The organism is Pseudonocardia sp. P1, assembly GCF_000178675.2.
GTDB lineage: Bacteria > Actinomycetota > Actinomycetes > Mycobacteriales > Pseudonocardiaceae > Pseudonocardia.
Window position 1 is genome coordinate 5,548,588 of sequence record NZ_ADUJ02000001.1, and the last position, 19,077, is coordinate 5,567,664.

General features: G+C 74.7%; 17 protein-coding genes, 1 pseudogene and 1 riboswitch. Of the genes and pseudogenes, 13 read left to right on the forward strand and 5 right to left on the reverse strand.

Translation table 11 applies throughout. From position 1 onward, the window contains the following. Positions 1-3: 3 nt before the first annotated feature. Genes PP1_RS25775 through PP1_RS25785 form a run of 3 tightly spaced genes read left to right on the forward strand, consistent with a single transcriptional unit; the run spans position 4 to position 2,920 of the window. Positions 4-981: an aldo/keto reductase gene (locus tag PP1_RS25775; protein ID WP_010231457.1), complete on the forward strand. Its 978-nt coding sequence runs from the start codon at positions 4-6 to the stop codon at positions 979-981. A gap of 11 nt (positions 982-992) precedes the next feature. After that, a complete protein-coding gene (locus PP1_RS25780; protein ID WP_010231460.1) occupies positions 993-1,763 on the forward strand; it encodes an HpcH/HpaI aldolase family protein in 771 nt (256 codons plus the stop codon). Beyond that, positions 1,760-2,920, forward strand: coding sequence for an enolase C-terminal domain-like protein (locus PP1_RS25785; RefSeq protein WP_010231462.1), 1,161 nt, complete (start codon positions 1,760-1,762; stop codon positions 2,918-2,920). The genes PP1_RS25780 and PP1_RS25785 overlap by 4 nt, the downstream gene beginning before the upstream one ends. Positions 2,921-2,929: 9 nt before the next feature. Here PP1_RS25785 and PP1_RS25790 read toward each other — a convergent pair whose 3' ends face one another. Further along, positions 2,930-3,757, reverse strand: coding sequence for a class I SAM-dependent methyltransferase (locus tag PP1_RS25790; RefSeq protein ID WP_010231463.1), 828 nt, complete (start codon positions 3,755-3,757; stop codon positions 2,930-2,932). A 122-nt stretch (positions 3,758-3,879) separates the two neighbouring features. Between PP1_RS25790 and PP1_RS25795 the strand changes: the two genes are divergently transcribed. Continuing rightward, positions 3,880-4,560, forward strand: a complete 681-nt coding sequence (locus PP1_RS25795; RefSeq protein WP_010231465.1) for a hypothetical protein — start codon at positions 3,880-3,882, stop codon at positions 4,558-4,560. Positions 4,561-4,567: 7 nt separating this feature from the next. Here PP1_RS25795 and PP1_RS25800 read toward each other — a convergent pair whose 3' ends face one another. Further along, positions 4,568-5,413: a MaoC family dehydratase gene (locus PP1_RS25800; protein WP_010231468.1), complete on the reverse strand. Its 846-nt coding sequence runs from the start codon at positions 5,411-5,413 to the stop codon at positions 4,568-4,570. Positions 5,414-5,562: 149 nt separating this feature from the next. Between PP1_RS25800 and rsfS the strand changes: the two genes are divergently transcribed. From rsfS to PP1_RS25835, 7 genes and pseudogenes are all read left to right on the forward strand, one after another. Further along, entirely contained in the window at positions 5,563-5,967 is a 405-nt protein-coding gene (gene rsfS / locus PP1_RS25805; protein WP_010231471.1) for a ribosome silencing factor, read from the forward strand. Further along, positions 5,964-6,584 carry a histidine phosphatase family protein gene (locus PP1_RS25810; RefSeq protein WP_010231474.1) on the forward strand — a complete coding sequence of 207 codons (621 nt, stop codon included), beginning with the start codon at positions 5,964-5,966 and terminating at the stop codon, positions 6,582-6,584. Before rsfS ends, PP1_RS25810 begins: the two co-directional genes overlap by 4 nt. Then, positions 6,577-7,320 (forward strand): diglucosylglycerate octanoyltransferase, encoded by a 744-nt coding sequence (gene octT / locus PP1_RS25815; protein ID WP_075314530.1) that lies wholly within the window; start codon positions 6,577-6,579, stop codon positions 7,318-7,320. The genes PP1_RS25810 and octT overlap by 8 nt, the downstream gene beginning before the upstream one ends. Then, entirely contained in the window at positions 7,317-8,759 is a 1,443-nt protein-coding gene (locus PP1_RS25820; RefSeq protein WP_075314528.1) for a xylulokinase, read from the forward strand. Before octT ends, PP1_RS25820 begins: the two co-directional genes overlap by 4 nt. 33 nt (positions 8,760-8,792) lie before the next feature. Next, entirely contained in the window at positions 8,793-9,653 is an 861-nt protein-coding gene (locus tag PP1_RS25825) for a DegV family protein (RefSeq protein ID WP_010232818.1), read from the forward strand. A gap of 126 nt (positions 9,654-9,779) precedes the next feature. Then, entirely contained in the window at positions 9,780-10,799 is a 1,020-nt protein-coding gene (locus tag PP1_RS25830) for a ComEA family DNA-binding protein (protein ID WP_010232820.1), read from the forward strand. Between the two features lie 143 nt (positions 10,800-10,942). Then, positions 10,943-12,964: pseudogene (locus tag PP1_RS25835) on the forward strand (ComEC/Rec2 family competence protein); the annotation flags it as partial. Between the two features lie 297 nt (positions 12,965-13,261). Here the strand turns inward: PP1_RS25835 and thrC are convergent. Beyond that, a complete protein-coding gene (gene thrC / locus PP1_RS25840) occupies positions 13,262-14,527 on the reverse strand; it encodes a threonine synthase (protein WP_060633681.1) in 1,266 nt (421 codons plus the stop codon). Positions 14,528-14,533: 6 nt separating this feature from the next. Then, positions 14,534-14,687: riboswitch (SAM riboswitch) on the reverse strand. A 127-nt stretch (positions 14,688-14,814) separates the two neighbouring features. On the opposite strand from thrC, the gene holA reads away from it, so the two are divergent. Continuing rightward, positions 14,815-15,801, forward strand: coding sequence for a DNA polymerase III subunit delta (holA, locus tag PP1_RS25845; RefSeq protein WP_050802436.1), 987 nt, complete (start codon positions 14,815-14,817; stop codon positions 15,799-15,801). A 72-nt stretch (positions 15,802-15,873) separates the two neighbouring features. Here the strand turns inward: holA and rpsT are convergent, their stop codons facing one another. Beyond that, on the reverse strand, positions 15,874-16,137 hold the full coding sequence (gene rpsT / locus PP1_RS25850; RefSeq protein ID WP_010233820.1) for a 30S ribosomal protein S20: 264 nt from the start codon (positions 16,135-16,137) through the stop codon (positions 15,874-15,876). A 319-nt stretch (positions 16,138-16,456) separates the two neighbouring features. On the opposite strand from rpsT, the gene lepA reads away from it, so the two are divergent. Next, on the forward strand, positions 16,457-18,325 hold the full coding sequence (gene lepA / locus PP1_RS25855) for a translation elongation factor 4 (RefSeq protein ID WP_010233824.1): 1,869 nt from the start codon (positions 16,457-16,459) through the stop codon (positions 18,323-18,325). 83 nt (positions 18,326-18,408) lie between these two features. On the opposite strand, the gene PP1_RS25860 is transcribed toward lepA, so the two are convergent. Further along, positions 18,409-18,834: a MarR family winged helix-turn-helix transcriptional regulator gene (locus PP1_RS25860; RefSeq protein ID WP_010233827.1), complete on the reverse strand. Its 426-nt coding sequence runs from the start codon at positions 18,832-18,834 to the stop codon at positions 18,409-18,411. Positions 18,835-19,077: the final 243 nt, after the last annotated feature.

The following is a 19,077-nucleotide window of genomic DNA, read 5'->3' on the forward strand; positions in this document are numbered from 1 at the left end:
CACATGCAGACGACCGAGGTACCCGGCACCGGCCTGGCGGTGTCCCGCCTGGTGCTGGGCACGATGAACATCGGCGACACCGTCGACCGGGACGGCGCCGCCGCGATGCTGGACGCGGCCGCCGAGGCCGGCATCACCATGATCGACACGGCGAACGGCTACGCCGGGTCCCGCTGCGAGCCGATCCTCGGCGAGCTGCTGCGGTCCCGGCCCGGCCGGTTCGACGTCGCGAGCAAGGTCGGTATCCCGCACCCCGACGCCGGTGGGGCGCCGCCGCTGTCGCGCAAGGCGATCCACGCCTGCGTCGAGGGCTCGCTCACCCGGCTCGGCGTCGAGAAGCTCGACGTCTACTACCTGCACCAGCCCGACCGCGCGACGCCGATCGCGGAGACCCTGGAGACCGTCGCCGAGCTCGCCGACGCCGGCACGATCGGCGCGCTCGGCGTCTCCAACTTCGCGGCCTGGCAGATCGCCGAGCTGCGGCACGCCGCGATCGCGGCGGGTGCCCCGCAGCCGGTGTTCTCCCAGCCGCTCTACAACCTGCTCGCCCGCCGGATCGACGAGGAGTACGTCGAGTTCTCCCGGACCGCGGGCTTGTTCGACATCGTCTACAACCCGCTGGGCGGCGGCCTGCTGTCCGGGCGGCACTCGTTCGACGCGCCGCCGTCGGACGGCCGGTTCGGCTCGTCCGGGCTGGCGACGATGTACCGCGACCGCTACTGGAACGAGGGCCTGTTCCGGGCCGTCGAGGCGCTGTCCCGGGTCGCCGCCGACGCCGGTCTTCCCCTGCCCGAGCTGGCGCTGCGCTGGCTGGTCGGCCGGGAGAGCGTCGGCGCGATCCTGGTCGGCGCGTCGAAGGTCGAGCAGCTGCACGCCAACGTGGCCGCCGCCGAGCGCGGCCCGCTCCCGGACGACGTCGTCACGGCCTGCGACGCCGTCTGGGCCGACCTGCGCGGGCCGGTGCCCGCCTACAACCGCTGAGGGGACCTGTCATGACCAACGGTTTCGCCGCCCGGCTGCGCTCCGGGGAGAAGACCATCGGCTACTGGGTGGTGCTGGACAACCCGGTCGGCACCGAGCGGATCGCCCGCACCGGCTACGACTACGTCTGCATCGACGCCCAGCACGGGCTCGTCGACTCGCGCGCCGTGCTGTCGACGATCACCGCCGTCGACACGTTCGGCGTCGCGAGCATGGTGCGGGTGCAGGCCAACGACGCGTTCTGGATCGGGCAGGCGCTCGACACCGGTGCCCGCGGTGTGATCGTCCCGATGGTCGACACCGTCGCCGACGCCGAGTCCGCCGTCGCCGCCACCCGGTACCCGCCGGTCGGGCGGCGCAGCTACGGCCCGATGCGGGCGCAGCTGCGGGTCGGCCCGACGCCCGCCGTCGCCGACGACGAGGTCGCCTGCCTGGTGATGATCGAGACCCCGGACGGCCTGGCGAACGTCAAGGACATCGCCGCCGTCCCCGGGGTCGACGGGCTCTACGTCGGGCCGTCGGACCTGCGGCTCGCGCTCGGCGGGAAGACCTCCACCGACCCGGACCTGGACGAGCGGTTCGAGGAGGCCCTGACTGCGATCCTGGCCGCCGCGAACGCGGCCGGCATCGCCTGCGGCATCCACTGCCCGGACGGCGCCACCGCCGCCCGGCGGCTGGCCCAGGGCTTCTCCTACGCCAGCGTCGCCTGCGACGTGGTGCACCTCGAGCAGGCCGCGAAGGCGCACCTCGACGCGGCCCGCAACGGCGGGGGCGCCGCGTGAAGATCGAGCGGATCCGCATCGACAAGGCGAAGTTCGACATGGTCGACTTCGCCAAGCACCCGACCGGGTTCTCGCTGGTCTACGAGCCGGGCAGCCGCAAGCCCACCAGCGCCTACGCGATCCGGATCTACACCGACGACGGCGTCGTCGGCGGCTACGTCGGCGGCAACTCGGTCGCCGTCGCGCAGGTCGCGATGTTCGGCGACTACCTGATCGGCAAGGACCCGCTGCAGCGCGAGCTCATCTACAACGACGTGAAGCGTCAGCTCCGCAAGTTCGACAAGATGGGCATGGGCTTCGTCGACATCGCGCTGTGGGACCTCGCGGGCCGGGCGCACGGCGCGTCGATCCGCACGCTGCTCGGTGGCTGGAAGACCCGCGTCCCCGCGTACGCCTCGACCGCCGCCGGTGACCGCAACGGCGGCCTCGACTCGCCCGCCGCCTACGCGGACTTCGCCGTGCAGTGCAAGGAGCTGGGCTACAAGGCCTACAAGCTGCACGTCTGGGACGTCTACGAGGTCTCCGAGGTCGTCGAGACGATCGCGCGTGTGCGCGAGGCCGTCGGGCCGGACATGGACCTCATGCTCGACCCGGGCTGCAAGCTGGAGACGTTCGCGCACGCCGTCCAGGTCGGCCGGGCCTGCGACGAGGCGAACTTCCTCTGGCTCGAGGACCCGTACAAGGACACCGGGATCTCGATCTTCGGGCACAAGCGGCTGCGGGAGCTGATCCGGACGCCGCTGCTGCAGACCGAGCACGTGCGCGGGCTGGAGCAGCACGTCGACTTCGTCGTCGGCGGCGGCACCGACTTCGTGCGCGCCGACGCCGAGTACGACGGCGGCATCACCGGAGCGCTGAAGATCGCGCACGCCACCGAGGGGCTCGGCCTGGACGTCGAGCTGCACACCCCCGGGCCCGCCCAGCGCCAGCTCATGGCGTCGTTGCGGAACACGAACTACTACGAGATGTCGTTCGTGCACCCGAAGTCGAGCGAGATCGGCCGCAGCCAGCTGGTCTACGCCGACGACTACCGCGACGGCCTCGCCGCGGTCGACGCCGACGGCTGCGTCCCGGTGCCGGAGGGACACGGCCTGGGTGTCACCTACGACTGGGAGCGCATCGAGGCCCACACCGTGGAGACCGTCGAGTACCGCTGAGGCCGGAGATCAGGGGCGGGTGGCCCGCACCAGCCACGCGGCCGACCGGAAGGCGACGCCCCCGGGGCCCGCGTGCTCGGCGAGCACCCCCCGCAGCGCGTCCTCCGCGTCCTGCCGGTCGGTCGCGGCGCGTGCGGCGAGCGCGTCGGCCACCCGTCCCAGGTGGAACGCCGCGGCCTGCTCGACGTCGGCGCCGAACCACATCGGGGCCCGGACGTCGTCGAGCCGGACGCCGGTGAAGCCGGCTCCGGTCAGCAGGTCACGGCACCGGTCCGGGTCGCCGAGGGAGAGCGGGCTCGCTCCGTCCGGCGGCGGATCGGGCAGCCGCAGGGCGCCGTGCACCGCCCACAACCACTCCTGCTCGGCGAGCGGCTGCCACACCTGCAGCACGATCCGCCCGCCCGGGGCCAGCGCGCGGTGCAGGTTCGCGAAGGCGGCCTCCGGGTCGCCGAAGAACATGACGCCGTTGCGGCTGACCACGACGTCGAACGCGCCGTCGCCGAGCTCCTCGGTCTGGGCGTCGGCGACGGCGAAGGTCGCCGGCAGCCCGGACGCGGCGGCGCGGTCGCGGGCGATCGCCAGCATCGCCGCGGACATGTCGACACCGTGCGCGTGCCCGTCCGGGTCGGCGGCCGCCGCGGCGTCGAGGGTCGTGGTCCCGGCGCCGCAGCCGACGTCGAGCACCCGCTCGCCGGGCCGGACCGCGGTCGCGGACCGGAACGCGTCCCGGTAACCGGCGACGCCCGCCTCGAACAGGTCGGCGTGGGCGGCCCAGAAGTCCCCGCCGCTGCCGCTCCAGGCCCGCCACTGCTCCGCGTTCGGTTCCGGTGCCGTCACGCGCCGGGACGCTACCGCCCCGCGGACACGCATCCTTCACTCTGCGCCGAACAGGTGATCGCAGAGGGCGACGATGCACCGTCGGTCACGCCGAACTGGGCTGATCGGGCTACCGTGGAGCCGTGATCGACGTCCCGACCCCGGCGCTCGCCGGGCTGCTGCTGCGGGCGGTCCCGCAGCCGGTCCGCCGGGACGCGCACGTCGCGATGCACGCACTCGCCCCGTGGGGCGCGGTGTCCGCGCAGCTCGTGCAGGACACCGGCGGTGGTGTCGCCGACCACGACGTGCACGTCGACGGCGACCCGGTCCAGATCCCGTACCGGGTGTCCTTCCCGTGGCCCCCGCCCGGCTTCGTCGCCCGGTTCAGCCCGCGCCGGCAGGCCGTCGTCGCGGCCTGGATGTCGCGCAGCGAGAACGCGGGCGTCCGGCAGCGCGCCGTGCGGGAGCTGTTCTGCGTGCACGAGCCGTGGGTGGTGCCGTTCGTGGTGCAGCTGTGCGGGGAGTACGTGCACGAGATCGCCGCCGACGTCGACCGCTTCGTCCGTACCGAGCTCCCGCACCACGACGAGCTGCGCCACGCCTACGGCCGGTTCGTCCGCGACAACCCGCGCTACCTCGCGACGACCCGGCACCGGGCCGTCGCGTTCCGGGAGCTCGACCACCGGTGGCCGCACCGCGGCGACCCGGACCGCCGCTACCCGCAGCTCGCGGCACTCGACGCGCTCGCCGAGCTCGCCTACCGCGGCGGGAGCGACTACCCGGGCGACCCGGCGCCGGCGCGGATCGCCGCCGTCGCCTCCTGAGCCCGGATCAGCCGGTGAGCTCGGCCGACCCGCGGTCGAGCACCACCTCGCCGTCGACGGCGGTCCGGAACACCGGCCCGGCGGCCGTGCTCCAGACGGAGACCGTCAGCACCTGGCCGGGCAGCACGGGCCTGGTGAACCGCGCGTCCATGGCGGCGAGCCGGGTCGCGTCGCCGTCGCAGGCGGTCTCGACGAGCGCCCGCGCGGTGAAGCCGTACGTGCACATGCCGTGCAGGATCGGCCGGTCGAAGCCGCCCCGGGCGGCGAAGGCCGGATCGGAGTGCAGCGGGTTGCGGTCCCCGGTCAGCCGGTAGAGCAGCGCCTGGCCGGGCGAGGTCCGGTAGGTCACCCGGTGGTCGGGTGCCCGGTCCGGAATCGGGGACGGCGCGGCCGCCGCGCCGCGGGACCCGCCGAACCCGCCCTCGCCCCCGACGAACACCGACTTCACGGCCGACGCGAGCGGAGCCCCGGTCTCGGCGTCGACCGCGTCGGCGCGGGTGCGGACGAGCGCACCCGACCCCTTGTCGAGGACCTCGGTGACCGTCGCGGTGACCCGGGCCCGGCCCTCGACGGGCAGCGGGGCGGCCAGCCGGAACGTCTGCTCGGCGTGCACGAGACGGGAGTGGTCGATACCCCCGAGATCGACGACGGCGTTGCGGGTGAGGGTCTCGGCGAACGACGGCAGCACCACGGTGCGCACACCGTCGGTGTTCTCCGTGGTCAGCGACAGCTCGGCCAGCGGCTGCTCGGCGCCGGCGCCCACGGCGAGCGCGTAGAGGAGCACGTCGTCACGCGCCCACGCGACGTTGACCGGCTCGCACTGCGTGCCCTCGAGATCGGGGGCCAGGGCCATGGGGAGTCTCCTTCGACTTCTCCACCGTGATCACCGCAACCTATCCCGTGAGGTGCCCGGCGCCCAACCCCCGCGGGACCGGCTGACACACTGGGGGACCGTCGGACGAGTCCGTCCGCGACACGAACACCCGGGAGACGTGAGGCGCAGTGACGGCATCACCGGAGGCGATCGAGCTGACGAAGGTGGCGGCGGCCGCCGCGGCGGACAAGAAGGCCGTCGACATCGTCGCCCTCGACGTGTCCGACCAGCTGGTGATCACCGACTGCTTCGTGCTGGCGTCGGCGCAGAACGAGCGTCAGGTCCAGGCGATCGTGGAGGCGGTCGAGGAGAAGCTGCGGGAGCGCGGCAGCAAGCCCACCCGCCGCGAGGGCGACGCCGACAACGGCTGGATCCTCCTCGACTTCACCGACATCGTCGTGCACGTGATGCACAACGAGCAGCGCGGCTTCTACGGCCTGGACCGGCTGTGGAAGGACTGCCCGACGATCGAGGTGCCGCACGCGGTGCCGTCGGACGCGAGCAGCGGGACCGACGAGGACGGCGCCGGATGACGCTGCGCCGGATCACCCTGCTCCGGCACGGCCAGACCGAGTACAACGCCGGTGGCCGCATGCAGGGTCATCTCGACACCCGGCTCACCGACGAGGGCCGTGCCCAGGCCGCCGCGGCCGCGCCGCTGCTGGCCGGGATCCCGTTCGACCGGATCGTGACCTCGGACCTGAGCCGCGCGCACGACACCGCGACCGCCGTCGCCGGGGCGACCGGGCTGCCGCTGTCGGTGGACAAGCGGCTCCGTGAGACGCACCTGGGCGACTGGCAGGGCCGGACCGTCGCCGAGATCGAGGCCGACGACCCGGGCGCGATCGCCGCGTGGCGGTCCGATCCGCGGTGGACACCGCCCGGCGGCGAGTCCCGCGTCGACGTCGTCAACCGCTCGCTGCCGGTCGTCGCCGAGCTCGACGCCGCGTACGCCGACGACCCCGAGGAGCGGTCCGTCCTGCTCGTCGCGCACGGCGGCATGATCGCCGGGATGGTCTGCGGCCTGCTGGACCTGCCCGAGTCGGCGTGGCCGGTGATCGGCGGGATGGGCAACGCGAAGTGGTCCGTCGTCGCCCGCCGCGCCGACCACCCGCGCTGGCGGCTCTCGGGGTACAACATCGGTGCCTGACCTGCTGGTCGTCGCGGACTCGCTGGCCTTCCACGGTCCCGAGCGGCCCTACCCGGCGGACGAGCCGCGGTTGTGGCCCAACCTCGCCGCGACCCGCCTCGGCGGGCGCGCGGAGCTCGTCGCCCGTGCCGGGTGGACGGCCCGGCACGCGTGGTCGGCGGTCAGCGGCGACCCGCGGGTGTGGGCGGTGCTGCCGCACGTGGACGCCGTCGTGCTGGGGGTGTCCGGGATGGACTCGCTGCCCTCGCCACTGCCGACGGCGCTGCGGGAGCTGATCCCGGCCCTGCGCCCGGCACCGCTCCGCCGCGTGGTCCGGGACGGCTACCGGCGGGCGCAGCCGGTGCTGGCGCCGCTCCTCGCGGAGCTCCCCGGTGGCGGTCCCGCCACGCTCCCGGCCCGGCTGACCGCGTCCTACCTGGAGCGGTGCCGCTCCGCGGTGCACGCGCTGCGGCCGGGGCTGCCGGTGGTCGCGCTGCTCCCGTCGGTGCACCGCGCCGCCGACTACGGCCGGGTCCACCCGCACCGCGCCGCCACCGAGACGGCGATGCGGGCGTGGGCGGCCCGCGCACCCGGCGTCACCCTGCTGGACACGGCAGCGCTCGTCGGCGGGCACGTCCTCGGCGGGCACGGCAACCCCGACGGCATGCACTGGGGCTGGGCCGGGCACCGGGCGGTCGGTACGGCGCTGGCCGACGAGCTGGGACGACGTCTGCCGGTCCGGTCCGAGCAGCCGTGACGCTGCTCGGGATCGACCTCGGCACGACGTCGGTCAAGGCCGCGGTGTTCACCGCGGACGGTGTCCGGGTCGCCGCCGCGAGCCGTCGGCACGTCACCCGCCGCCCCGCCCCCGGGCACGCCGAGCAGGATCCGGCGGACTGGTGGGACGGCCTGACCGGTGCCGTCGCCGACCTCCGGGCGGCCGGCGCGCTGCGGGACCTCACCGCCGTCGGGCTCTGCGCGCAGGTCAACACGCACCTGTTCACCGGTGCCGACGGCATCCCCGTGCACCCGGCGATCACCTGGCAGGACGGCCGGTGCGCCGCCGTCGCCGCGGCCCTCGGCGACCGGCTCGACCCCGAGGAGCGAGCCCGGGTGCGCGGTGGCCTGGGCACCGTCGACGCCTCGCACCCCGCCGCCCGCGCGGCCTGGCTCGCCGGGCACCGCCCGGACGTGTGGTCCCGCGCCGAGCGGCTGCTGGCCCCGAAGGACTGGCTGCTGCTCCGGCTCACCGGCGCCGCGGTCGCCGACCCGCTGTCGTCGATCGGCGCGGTCGGGCCGGACGGCACCTACCCGGACCGGCTGGACCTCCTCGTCCCCGGGCTGACGGGGATGCTGCCGCCGCTCGCGGACCCGGCGTCGGTCGCCGGGGAGACCACCGGCGCCGGTGGCCTGCCGGCCGGGCTGCCCGTCGCCGTCGGGACGATGGACGCCTGGTCCGCGCTGCTCGGCGGCGGTGTCGCCGAGCCGGGTGACGCCGTCGACGTCGCGGGGACCTCCGAGGTGCTCGCGATGGCCGCGCGGCCCGGTGGCGGCGCGCCCGGCATCGTCACCTTCCCCACCTGGCGCGGGCTCCACGTGCACGCCGGACCGACGCAGGCCGGCGGCGACGCGCTGACCTGGGCGTCCGCCGCTCTCGGCACCGGGGTCCCGGAGACGCTGGAGCTCGCGGGGCAGGCGGGTCCGGGGAGCGGCGGGGTGCTGTTCCTGCCGCAGCTCGCCGGCGAGCGCGCCCCCCTGTGGGACCCGGAGCTGCGCGGCCACTGGCTCGGCGCGACCTTCGGCACCGGACGCGCCGAGCTGGCCCGCGCGGTGCTGGAGGGGGTCGCGCACGCCGCACGGCACGTCCTCGCCCCGCTGGAGGCGGCCGCCGGGCGGCCCGCCACGACGCTCGCCGCCTGCGGTGGCGGCGCCGGCAGCGACCTCTGGTGCCAGGTCAAGGCCGACGTCCTGGACCGCCCGCTGCGCCGCACCGCCGAGCGCGACGCCGGCGTCCTCGGCGCCGCGATGCTGGCGGGGCTGGCCGTCGGTGCGGCGGGGTCGGTGGGGGAGCTGGCCGGGCGGATGGTGCGCGTGGACCGCGAGTTCGTCCCCGATCCGCGCGTGCGGGGCCGGCTCGACGACGCGCACGGGCGCTACCTCGCGGCACAGGAGGCGCTGGCCCCGCTGTTCCGGTGATCAGGACCGGCCGGCCACCGGTAGGGTCCGGCCGTGCCCAGCTCCCCGGTCGCCGTGGTCACTGACTCCACCGCCTACCTGCCGCCCGGGGCGGCCGACCGGCGCGGGGTGCACGTCGTGCCGCTCGAGGTGCGGATGGGGGAGCGGACCGCGCGCGACGGCGTCGACGTCACCCCGGCCGAGCTGATCACCGCACTCGCCGACCGGAACCTCACGGTGCAGACCTCACGGCCCGCACCGGCCGCGTTCGCCGAGCTCTACCGGGAGCTCCTCGACGCCGGGGCCCGCGAGATCGTGTCGGTGCACCTGTCCCGCGAGCTGTCCGGCACCTGGGACGCCGCCCGGGTCGCGGCCGACGAGGTCGCCCCGGACCGGATCCGGGTCGTCGACTCCCGGGCGATCGCGATGGGCCTCGGGTTCGCCGTGCTCGCCGCCGCCGACGCCGCCTGCGCCGGTGCCGACGGGATCGCGGCCGAGGCCGCCGCGACGGCCGTGAGCGCCCGCTGCCGGGTGCTGTTCGGGGTGCAGGACCTCGAGCGGCTGCGCCGTGGCGGGCGGATCGGTGCGGCGTCCGCGCTGCTCGGGGCGGCACTGTCGGTCAAGCCGCTGCTGCACCTCGCCGAGGGCCGGATCGCCCCGCTGGAGAAGGTCCGGACGACGTCGCGGGCCACCGACCGGCTGGTCGCGCTCGCCGTCGGGGCGTCCGGCGGGCCCGGGGCCCGGCTGGCCGTGCACCACCTGGGCGCCGAGGAGCGGGCCGAGGACATCGCCGACCGGCTGCGCGAGCAACTGCCCGACGCGGCGGAGTTCCACGTGTCCGAGGTCGGTGCGGTGATCGGGGCGCACGCCGGTCCCGGTCTGGTCGGGGTCGTGGTGGTCCCCGCGGAGTCCTAGCACACAGCACCGACGGTCACGGCCCGCCGGGCGCCGTGCGAGCCCGGTCGTCCCCAACCGGGCCGGCCGTCCACAGCCCCGCGGATCGTGGGTGCGGCGGGTCGATCCGCTCCTAGCGTCGGAGGCGTGACCACGACGAACGCCTCCCGTGACGCATCCCGGCGGCTCGCCGGGCTGGGCGGTCGTCCGCGCGCGGTGGGACCGGTCACCGGGCGGCACCCGCTCGATCCGCCGACGGTGCCGCTGCCGCCCCCGCCCGACCCGGGCACGGGGAACCCGCCACCGGGGTGGTGGCCCGGTGAGCCGCGCGGGCTCCACCCGGATCCGCAGCGGACCGACGGCGACGGGGACCATCCGCTCGCCCGGTTCCCGGCGGGTCCCGCTGCCACCGGCCCCACCACGGAGGACGGCCCACCACACGGTGGCCGACCGTCCTGGTGGCGCCGGACGGCGCAGCGGTGGCTGCCGTCCTCGCTGGCCGGAGCCCGGGTCGATCCCGGCAGGCCCGGTGCGCTCGCCCTCCTCGCGGTCGTGCTCGTCGGAGCCGTCGTGGCCGGGATCGGCGTGTGGTCGAACCGGCCCACCGCGCAGCCGGTCACCGGGCTCCCCGAGGTGGCCGGGCCACCGGCGACAGCTGCGCCACCTGCGGCACCGGGGGACCCGGTCGCCGCCGCACCGGTGACCGCAGGGCCGCTGGTGGTCAGCGTCGTCGGGAAGGTGCTGCGCCCGGGCCTGGTCCGGGTCCCGGACGGCGCCCGTGTCGCCGACGCCGTCGACGCCGCCGGGGGAGCGCTGCCCGGCACCGATCTCGCCGCCCTGAACCTGGCCCGCCGGGTCGGCGACGGCGAGCAGATCGCGATCGGCGTCCCGCCCGCCGCCGACGGCGCCCCGGTGCTCCCCGAACCCGGCGGGGAGCCCGCCTCCGGCGGCGAGCCCGGTGGCGATCCCGGGAGCCGCACGGTGGACCTCAACACTGCCACCGCCGCCGATCTCGACGCGCTGCCCGGCGTCGGCCCGGTCACCGCGAAGAAGATCATCGACTGGCGGTCGGCGAACGGGCGGTTCAGCCGGATCGAGCAGCTCCGCGAGGTCGACGGCATCGGCGAGCGCCGGTTCTCGCAGCTCCAGGCGCTGGTGACGGTGTGAGGACCGCAGCGGACCGTTCCGCCGCCACCCACGACGACTCGGGGGAGCGTCCCGCGCCCCCGGACCTCCGGCTCGTCCCGGCGGCGCTCGCCACCTGGGGCGCCGTGCTGGCCGGTCTGCTCGGAGGCCCACCGGGCGGGATCATGGCCGCCCTCCTGGCCGCCGCCGCGGTGCTCACGGCACTCCTCCGCTCCCGGATCAGCGCCCGCGCCGCGGCGCCCGGGTCGACGGTCGTGGCGGCCGGTGGGTGCGCGCTCGTCGCCGCGGTGCTGGTGACCGGGCACGCCTCGGCCCTCGCTGCTCATCCACTGCGTGCGCACGCCGACCGGGGCGCCGCCGCGGAGGTGCGGGTCCGCCTCACCGACGATCCGCGCGTCCTGCGCAGCACCGTCGGCGGCGACGAGGCAGGGTCCGCCCGTGCCACCGCGCTGGTACCGGCCGAGCTGCTGTCCGCCACCGCGGGGGACGACACCTGGGACACCGGCGGCCGGATCCTGCTGCTGGCACCGGCCGACACCTGGAGCGACCTCCTGCCCGGGCAGGAGGCCTCCGCCGCCGGGCTGCTGGCTCCGGCACAGCGCCCCGACCTGACGACGGCGGTGCTGCGGGTGCGCGGATCGCCGGGCGACGTCACGGCTCCGCCGTGGTGGCAGACGGCGGCCGGATCGCTGCGCGACGGACTGCGCGACGCCGCAGGCCGGGCGCTGCCCGAGGCACCGGCCGGGCTCCTGCCGGGCCTGGCGGTCGGGGACGTCCGCGCCCAGCTGCCCGAGACGGAGCAGGACTTCCGCACCGCCGGTCTCGCCCACCTCACGGCGGTCTCCGGTGCGAACGTCGCGATCGTCACCGGGGCCGTGCTGCTCCTGCTGCGCCTGTTCCGGGCCGATCCCCGGTTCGCCGCGGCGGCCGCCCTGCTCGCACTCGTCGGCTTCGTGGTGCTGGCCCGGCCCTCCCCGTCGGTGCAGCGGGCGGCCGTGATGGGCGCCGTGGTCCTGGCGGCCCTCGCCACCGGTCGCGCGCGGTCGGCGGTGCCCGCCCTGGCGTCGGCCGTGCTCGGCCTGCTGCTGTACGACCCGGCGCTCGCCGTGGACGCCGGGTTCGCGCTGTCGGTGGTCGCGACCGGAGCCCTGGTACTCCTCGGCCCCGGCTGGACGGCGGCGCTGACGGCGCGCGGCCTGCCGTCCGGACCGGCCGAGGCGCTCGTCGTGCCGGTGGCGGCGGCCGTCGCCACCGCCCCGCTGATCGCCGGGCTGAACGGGCACGTCGGGCTGGTCACGATCGTCGCGAACCTGCTCGCCGCGCCCGCCGTGGCACCGGCGACGGTGCTCGGGGTGCTCGGCGCGGTGGTCTCCGCGGTCAGTCCCGGGGCGGCCTGGCTCTGTGCCTGGCTCGCCGGGCCGTTCGTGCACTGGCTGGTGCTGGTCGGGGACCGGGCCGCGGCCGTACCCGGCGCGACGGTGCCCTGGCCCGCCGGGACCGGCGGGGCGTTGCTCCTGGGCGCGCTGCTGCTGGGCCTGCTCGCGATGGGCCGGGTGCCACGGCTGCGGGCGCTGCTGGTGGCGCTGCTCGTCGGGCTGCTGATCGTGCTGGTCCCGACCCGGTTCGTCCCGCCGGGCTGGCCGCCGCCGGGCTGGCGGGTGGTCGCCTGCGACGTCGGTCAGGGCGACGCGCTCGTGCTCGCCACCGGTCCGCCCGGGCACGCGGTCCTGGTCGACACCGGTCCCACCGACGACGCGATCGGTTCCTGCCTGGACCGGCTCGGCGTCCGGGTCCTCGAGCTCGTCGTGATCACCCACCTGCACTCCGACCACGACGGCGGCCTCGCCGGGGCGCTGCGCGGCCGCGCAGCCGGCGGGATCGCCGTCGGCCCCGTCCGGGAACCGGCCTCCGGGCTGCGACAGCTCACCGCGGTCGCCGGACGCGCCGCCGTCCCGGTCGTCGAGCTGTCCCGGGGCGTGGCGCTGGGCTGGCCGGGCCTGCGGCTCGACGTGCTCGGGCCGGTGCACCCGATCGCGTCGGTCGACGGCGAGGACGGCACCGCGGTCAACGACGGCTCGCTCGTGATGCGGGCGAGCACCCCGGCCGGGTCGGTGCTGCTCACCGGTGACATCGAGCTCGCCGCGCAGGACGACCTGCTCGCCTCCGGCAGCGACCTGCGGGCCGACGTGCTCAAGCTCCCGCACCACGGCTCCCGCAAGGTCGTGCCGCGGTGGCTGGACACGGTCCGGCCACGGGCCGCGCTGATCAGCGTCGGCAACGGCAACACCTACCGGCACCCGAGCCCGGAGCTGGTGGACCGGCTCGAGCGCTCGGGGGTGTCCGTCGCGCGCACCGACCGTGCCGGTGACGTCGCGATCACCGGCGAGGACCCGGGCGGGCTGACGCTGGTGGCACGCGGCGCCCCGCGCCCCGCGCCGGGCCGGCGCGGCCGTGGCTCCCGGCCCGGCCCGGTGCGGAGGGGCTCAGGAGCGGTGCGCCAGCGCCTCGCGCACGGCGGCGCTGGTCGAGGGCACGGTGGCCGTCGGACCGACCTGGCCGGACACCGCGTCGAGCGTCTTGAGGCCGTCACCGGTGATCATCAGGACGGTCTCGGCGTCCGGGTCGAGCGCGCCTGCCTCGAGCAGCTTCTTCGTCGTGGCGACCGTGACACCGCCCGCGGTCTCGGCGAACACGCCCTCGGTCTCGGCCAGGAGCCGGATGCCGGCGACGACCTCGTCGTCGGAGACGTGGGCGACCGAGCCACCGGTGCGGCGCACCGAGTCCAGGACGTACGGACCGTCGGCCGGGTTGCCGATCGCCAGCGAGCGGGCGATCGTGTCCGGCTTCTGCGGCTGGATCCAGTCGTGGCCGGCCTCGAAGGCCGACGCGACCGGGGAGCAGCCGGTGGCCTGCGCGCCGAACACCGTGTACGGCGTCGGCTCGACCAGGCCCAGCTTGCCCAGCTCGGTGAAGCCCTTGTCGATCTTCGTGAGCTGCGAGCCGGACGCGACCGGGACGACGACCTGCTGCGGCAGCCGCCAGCCGAGCTGCTCGGCGACCTCGAAGCCCAGGGTCTTGGAGCCCTCGGCGTAGTAGGGGCGGACGTTGACGTTCACGAACGCCCAGTCCTCGTGCTCGGCGGCCAGCTCGGTGGCGAGCCGGTTGACGTCGTCGTAGTTGCCGTCGACCGCGAGCAGGGTGCCCCCGTACACCGCGGTGGTGACGATCTTCGGCTGCTCCAGCGAGGAGGGGATGAGCACGACCGAGTCCCAGCCGGCGCGCGCGGCGGCGGCCGCGACGGCGTTGGCCAGGTTGCCGGTCGAGGGGCAGCAGAGCACCGAGAAGCCGAGCTCGCGGGCGGCGGCCAGCGCCACCGCGACCACGCGGTCCTTGAAGGAGTGCGTGGGGTTGCCGGTGTCGTCCTTCACCCAGAGCTTGCGCACCCCGAGCGCCCTGGCCAGGTTGTCGGCCTCGATGAGCCGGGTCAGCCCGGGCTCGGTGTTGCGGTGCTGCTCGACGGTCGACGGGACCGGGAGGAGGTCCTTGTAGCGCCAGATCGACTTCGGGCCGGCCTCGATCGACGCGCGGGTCACCGCGGGGAAGTCGTAGGCCACCTCGAGGGGCCCGAAACACTGGGGACAGGCGAACTCCGCGGCCAGCGGCACCTCGTGCCCGCACTCCCGGCAGGAGAGGGCACGGGCGGGGCCCAGGTCGTAGGACGTCGTTTCGGGCACAGCAGTGAGAGTCACGAGATCTCCTCATCTGTCCCGCCGGGGGTGGCGGGTCGGAATTGGCACCGTGTTCGTCGACGTCCTGGCTGCGCGAGGTGCGCAGGGTCGGGCGGATCGTCGTGCGACGCCGGTTGCCGGGGCTTCTACGGGCCGTTCCCTCTGCCCCTCTGGATGAGCCATATGCGGTTGTGTCGCCCGGAGCAGGTCCGGAGCGGGGCTGACGTTACGCGAACCGGTGCCGGACCGGCCAGCCGATCCACCCGGATCGGGACGCGACTCACCGGTCGGTGGAGGCGTGGGCCACCATGGAGGGCGTGAGCCGGACCCGTGACACCGCGCCGCCCGATCCGCTGCAGCTCGTGGTCGGCGACGAGGAGTTCCTGGCGGAACGGGCCGTGTCGGACCTGGTCCGCCGCGTCCGGCAGCAGGATGCGGAGGCCGAGCTTCGCCGGTTCCGGACCTCCGAGGTGGCTCCCGGCGAGCTGGCCGGTCACCTGAGTCCCTCGCTCTTCGCCGAGGCCCGGGTGATCGTGCTCACCCACGGCCAGGACGCGACCAAGGACATGGTCGCGGCGATCGCCGACTACGTGCGGGACCCGGCCGAGGGCATCGTCCTGGTCGTCCAGCACGCGGGTGGCGCCAAGGGGAAGGCGGTGCTCGACCTCCTCCGCAAGGCCGGAGCGCACGTCACGACCTGCAACCGGATCACCCGGGCCGACGAACGCTCCGACTTCGTGCACGCCGAGGTCCGCCGCAACGGCGGGAGCATCACCAACGGTGCGCTCGCGGTACTCGTCGAGGCGGTCGGCTCGGACCTGCGCGAACTCGCGGCGGCGGCCGGTCAGCTCGTGTCCGACACCGGCGGGACGATCGACGAGGCCGGGGTGCGCCGCTACCACCGTGGCCGGGCGGAGTCCTCCGGCTTCGCGGTCGCCGACGCGGCGGTGGCCGGTGACCGCCGGGGCGCCCTGGAGGCCCTGCGGTGGGCGCTGGTGCTCGGCGTCCCGCACGTGCTGATCGCCGACGCGCTCGCCGACTCCGTGCGGACGCTGGCCAAGGTCGGGTCGGCCGGTCGTGGCGACCCGAACCGGATGGCGGGTGAGCTCGGCATGCCGCCGTGGAAGATCCGCAAGGCGCAGGGCCTGGTCCGGCAGTGGCACCCCGAGCAGCTCGCCGTCGCGATCGCGGCGACCGCCGAGGTGAACGCCGACGTCAAGGGCGTCGCGGCCGATCCCGGGTACGCCCTGGAACGGGCCGTCCTCGCCGTCGTGGATGCCCGCGGCGCCCGCTGAGCACCACCCCGACACACGACGACGGCGCCACCCCGGTGCGGGATGACGCCGTCGTGCGGTGGAACAGGAGGCTCAGGCGCCGACCTTGTTCAGGCGCTTGGCCATGGCCGACTTGCGGTTCGCGGCCTGGTTCTTGTGGATGACGCCCTTGCCGGCCGCCTTGTCCAGGGCCTTGGCCGCCTTGCGCTGCAGCTCGGCGGTGTTCTCGCTGCCCTGGTCGGCCGCCTCGCGGAAGTTGCGGATGGCGGTCTTGACCGTGGACTTCACCGACTTGTTGCGCTGACGGCGCTTCTCGTTGGTCTTGACACGCTTGATCTGCGACTTGATGTTGGCCACGTCTGCCTCTGGTCTTCCTGCCTGCTGGATTCGGCTGGTCTGCTTGCTCTGCGTCCGGTCCGCTTCGGCGGCACCGAACGGCAACGCTGGAGAGAGGGTCCAGGCCGTTCCGGGCGAGCACGCCGAGCGCTCGAAGAACAAGGTTACCAGCGGGGTCCGCCACCCCCGCCGCGGGTCACCACGCGCTCCGCGCCGGAACCCGCCCGGGCCGCCGCGAGGGCCCGGCGGCCCGGTACCACCCGCCTCTCCCGTGCGACATGGGACGATGGGGTGCGAGTGCCAGTGCCCCGACGCGACTGCGAAAGCCGAGTACAGCCGAGTGACGACGTACGCCGACCGCACGTTCACCCCGCCGGAGCGCATCCGGAACTTCTGCATCATCGCCCACATCGACCACGGCAAGTCCACCCTGGCCGACCGGATGCTGCAGGTGACGGGTGTGCTCGGGGATCGCGACTACCGGGCCCAGTACCTGGACCGGATGGACATCGAGCGCGAGCGCGGCATCACGATCAAGGCGCAGAACGTGCGTCTGCCCTGGACGGCGAAGAACGCCGACGGCGAGCCGACCGAGCACGTCCTGCACCTCATCGACACCCCCGGACACGTGGACTTCACCTACGAGGTGTCCCGCGCGCTGGAGGCGTGTGAGGGCGCGATCCTGCTGGTCGACGCCGCACAGGGGATCGAGGCGCAGACCCTGGCCAACCTCTACCTGGCCATGGAGAAGGACCTCCACATCATCCCGGTCCTCAACAAGATCGACCTGCCGGCTGCCGACCCCGAGAAGTACGCCGCGGAGATCGCGCACATCACCGGCTGCGACCCGGAGGACGTGCTGCGCTGCTCGGCGAAGACCGGGGAGGGCGTCGAGGCGGTGCTGGACGCCGTCGTCGCGCAGGTCCCGCACCCCGTCGGCGACGCGGACGGCCCGGCCCGGGCGATGATCTTCGACTCGGTCTACGACACCTACCGCGGCGTGGTGACCTACGTCCGCGTCGTGGACGGGAAGCTCTCGCCGCGCGAGCGGATCAAGATGATGTCCACCGGCGCCGAGCACGAGCTGCTGGAGATCGGCATCGTCTCCCCGGAGCCCAAGCCGTCGGACGGCCTCGGCATCGGCGAGGTCGGCTACCTCATCACCGGTGTGAAGGACGTCCGCCAGTCCAAGGTCGGCGACACCGTCACCTCCAAGCGCCGCGGCGCCGAGACGCCGCTGACCGGGTACCGCGAGCCGAAGCCGATGGTCTACTCCGGGCTCTACCCGATCGACGGCTCGCAGTACCCCGACCTGCGCGAGGCGCTGGACAAGCTGCAGCTCAACGACGCCGCGCTCACCTACGAGCCGGAGACGTCGGCGGCGCTGGGCTTCGGGTTCCGCTGCGGGTTCCTGGGCCTGCTCCACCTGGAGATCACCCGTGACCGGCTGGAGCGCGAGTACGGCCTCGACCTGATCTCGACGGCCCCGAACGTCGTCTACGACGTGACCACCGACGACGGCGTCGAGATGGAGGTCACCAACCCCAGCGACTGGCCGGTCGGCAAGGTCGCCGAGGTCCGCGAGCCGATCACCAAGATCACCATCTTGGTGCCGTCGGAGTTCGTCGGCACCGTCATGGAACTCTGCCAGAGCCGTCGCGGCCAGCTCGGCGGGATGGACTACCTGTCCGAGTCCCGCGTCGAGCTGCGCTACACGATGCCCCTCGGCGAGATCATCTTCGACTTCTTCGACGCCCTGAAGTCCCGCACCCGTGGCTACGCCAGCCTCGACTACGAGGAGGCCGGCGACCAGGTGGCCGACCTGGTGAAGGTCGACATCCTGCTGCAGGGCGAGGCGGTCGACGCGTTCTCGGCGATCGTGCACAAGGAGTCGGCGTACTCCTACGGCACCTCGATGGCGACGAAGCTGCGCGAGCTCATCCCGCGCCAGCAGTACGAGATCCCGATCCAGGCCGCCGTCGGCTCGCGGATCATCGCCCGCGAGACGATCCGCGCGATCCGCAAGGACGTCCTCGCCAAGTGCTACGGCGGTGACATCAGCCGGAAGCGCAAGCTGCTGGAGAAGCAGAAGGAGGGCAAGAAGCGGATGAAGACGATCGGCCGGGTCGACGTCCCGCAGGAGGCCTTCGTGGCGGCGCTGTCCACCGGTGGCGGCCAGGCGACCGCCGCCGAGAAGCCGAAGAAGTAGCACCGGGACGCAGGACGGGCCCGGATCCCCGAGGGGGTCCGGGCCCGTGGTGTACGTGGTGGGGGCGCGGGGAGCAGGGAGCTCTACATGACCGAGCCTGCGCGCGGGCCGGGGATCGTGCTGTCGCACGGGGCGGGGCGGGCGGGGGAGCGTCGCGGGGAGAGGATGCGCTGCACGCGCTGGCACACCGACTCGACGACGGTGCGCCCCTCCGCCGACAGGTGCACCAGCACGCGGCGCCGGTCGAGCGGGTCGGCCGACCGGTAGGCCAGCTTCTTCTCGACCAGGCGGTCCACGATGCGGGTGGCCGTCGGGGCGGGCAGCGCGGTGTGTCCGGCGACCTCGCCCATGCTGCGGCCGGTGCCGCGGGCGAGCATCAACAGGACGCGCCAGCCGTCACGGCTGACGTCGGTCGCAGAGGGGTTGGTGGACAGGGCTGTGGCCACGGCGTGGTCGACCCGGTCCAGGAACTCGACGACACCCGCGGCTCCAGGCGTCGGGGCCGCCATGGTGGCAGTCCCCGACGCCCGTCGACTGAAAGGCTCGGTCACGATGACGGACTGTACTTGCCGTTCGCCCGAAATCCGACACTGTGCTGGGAAAACCGTTCACGAGCGCCGGGCGGTCGTCACACTGCGGTGACGGACCGCCGTTCGACCAGGGGAGATTCATACCGCGCGCCGGGGTCCGTACGGATTACGAATGGATCACACCCGCATCTCGTAACGGTTCGGAGCCGCGGCGCGATGACC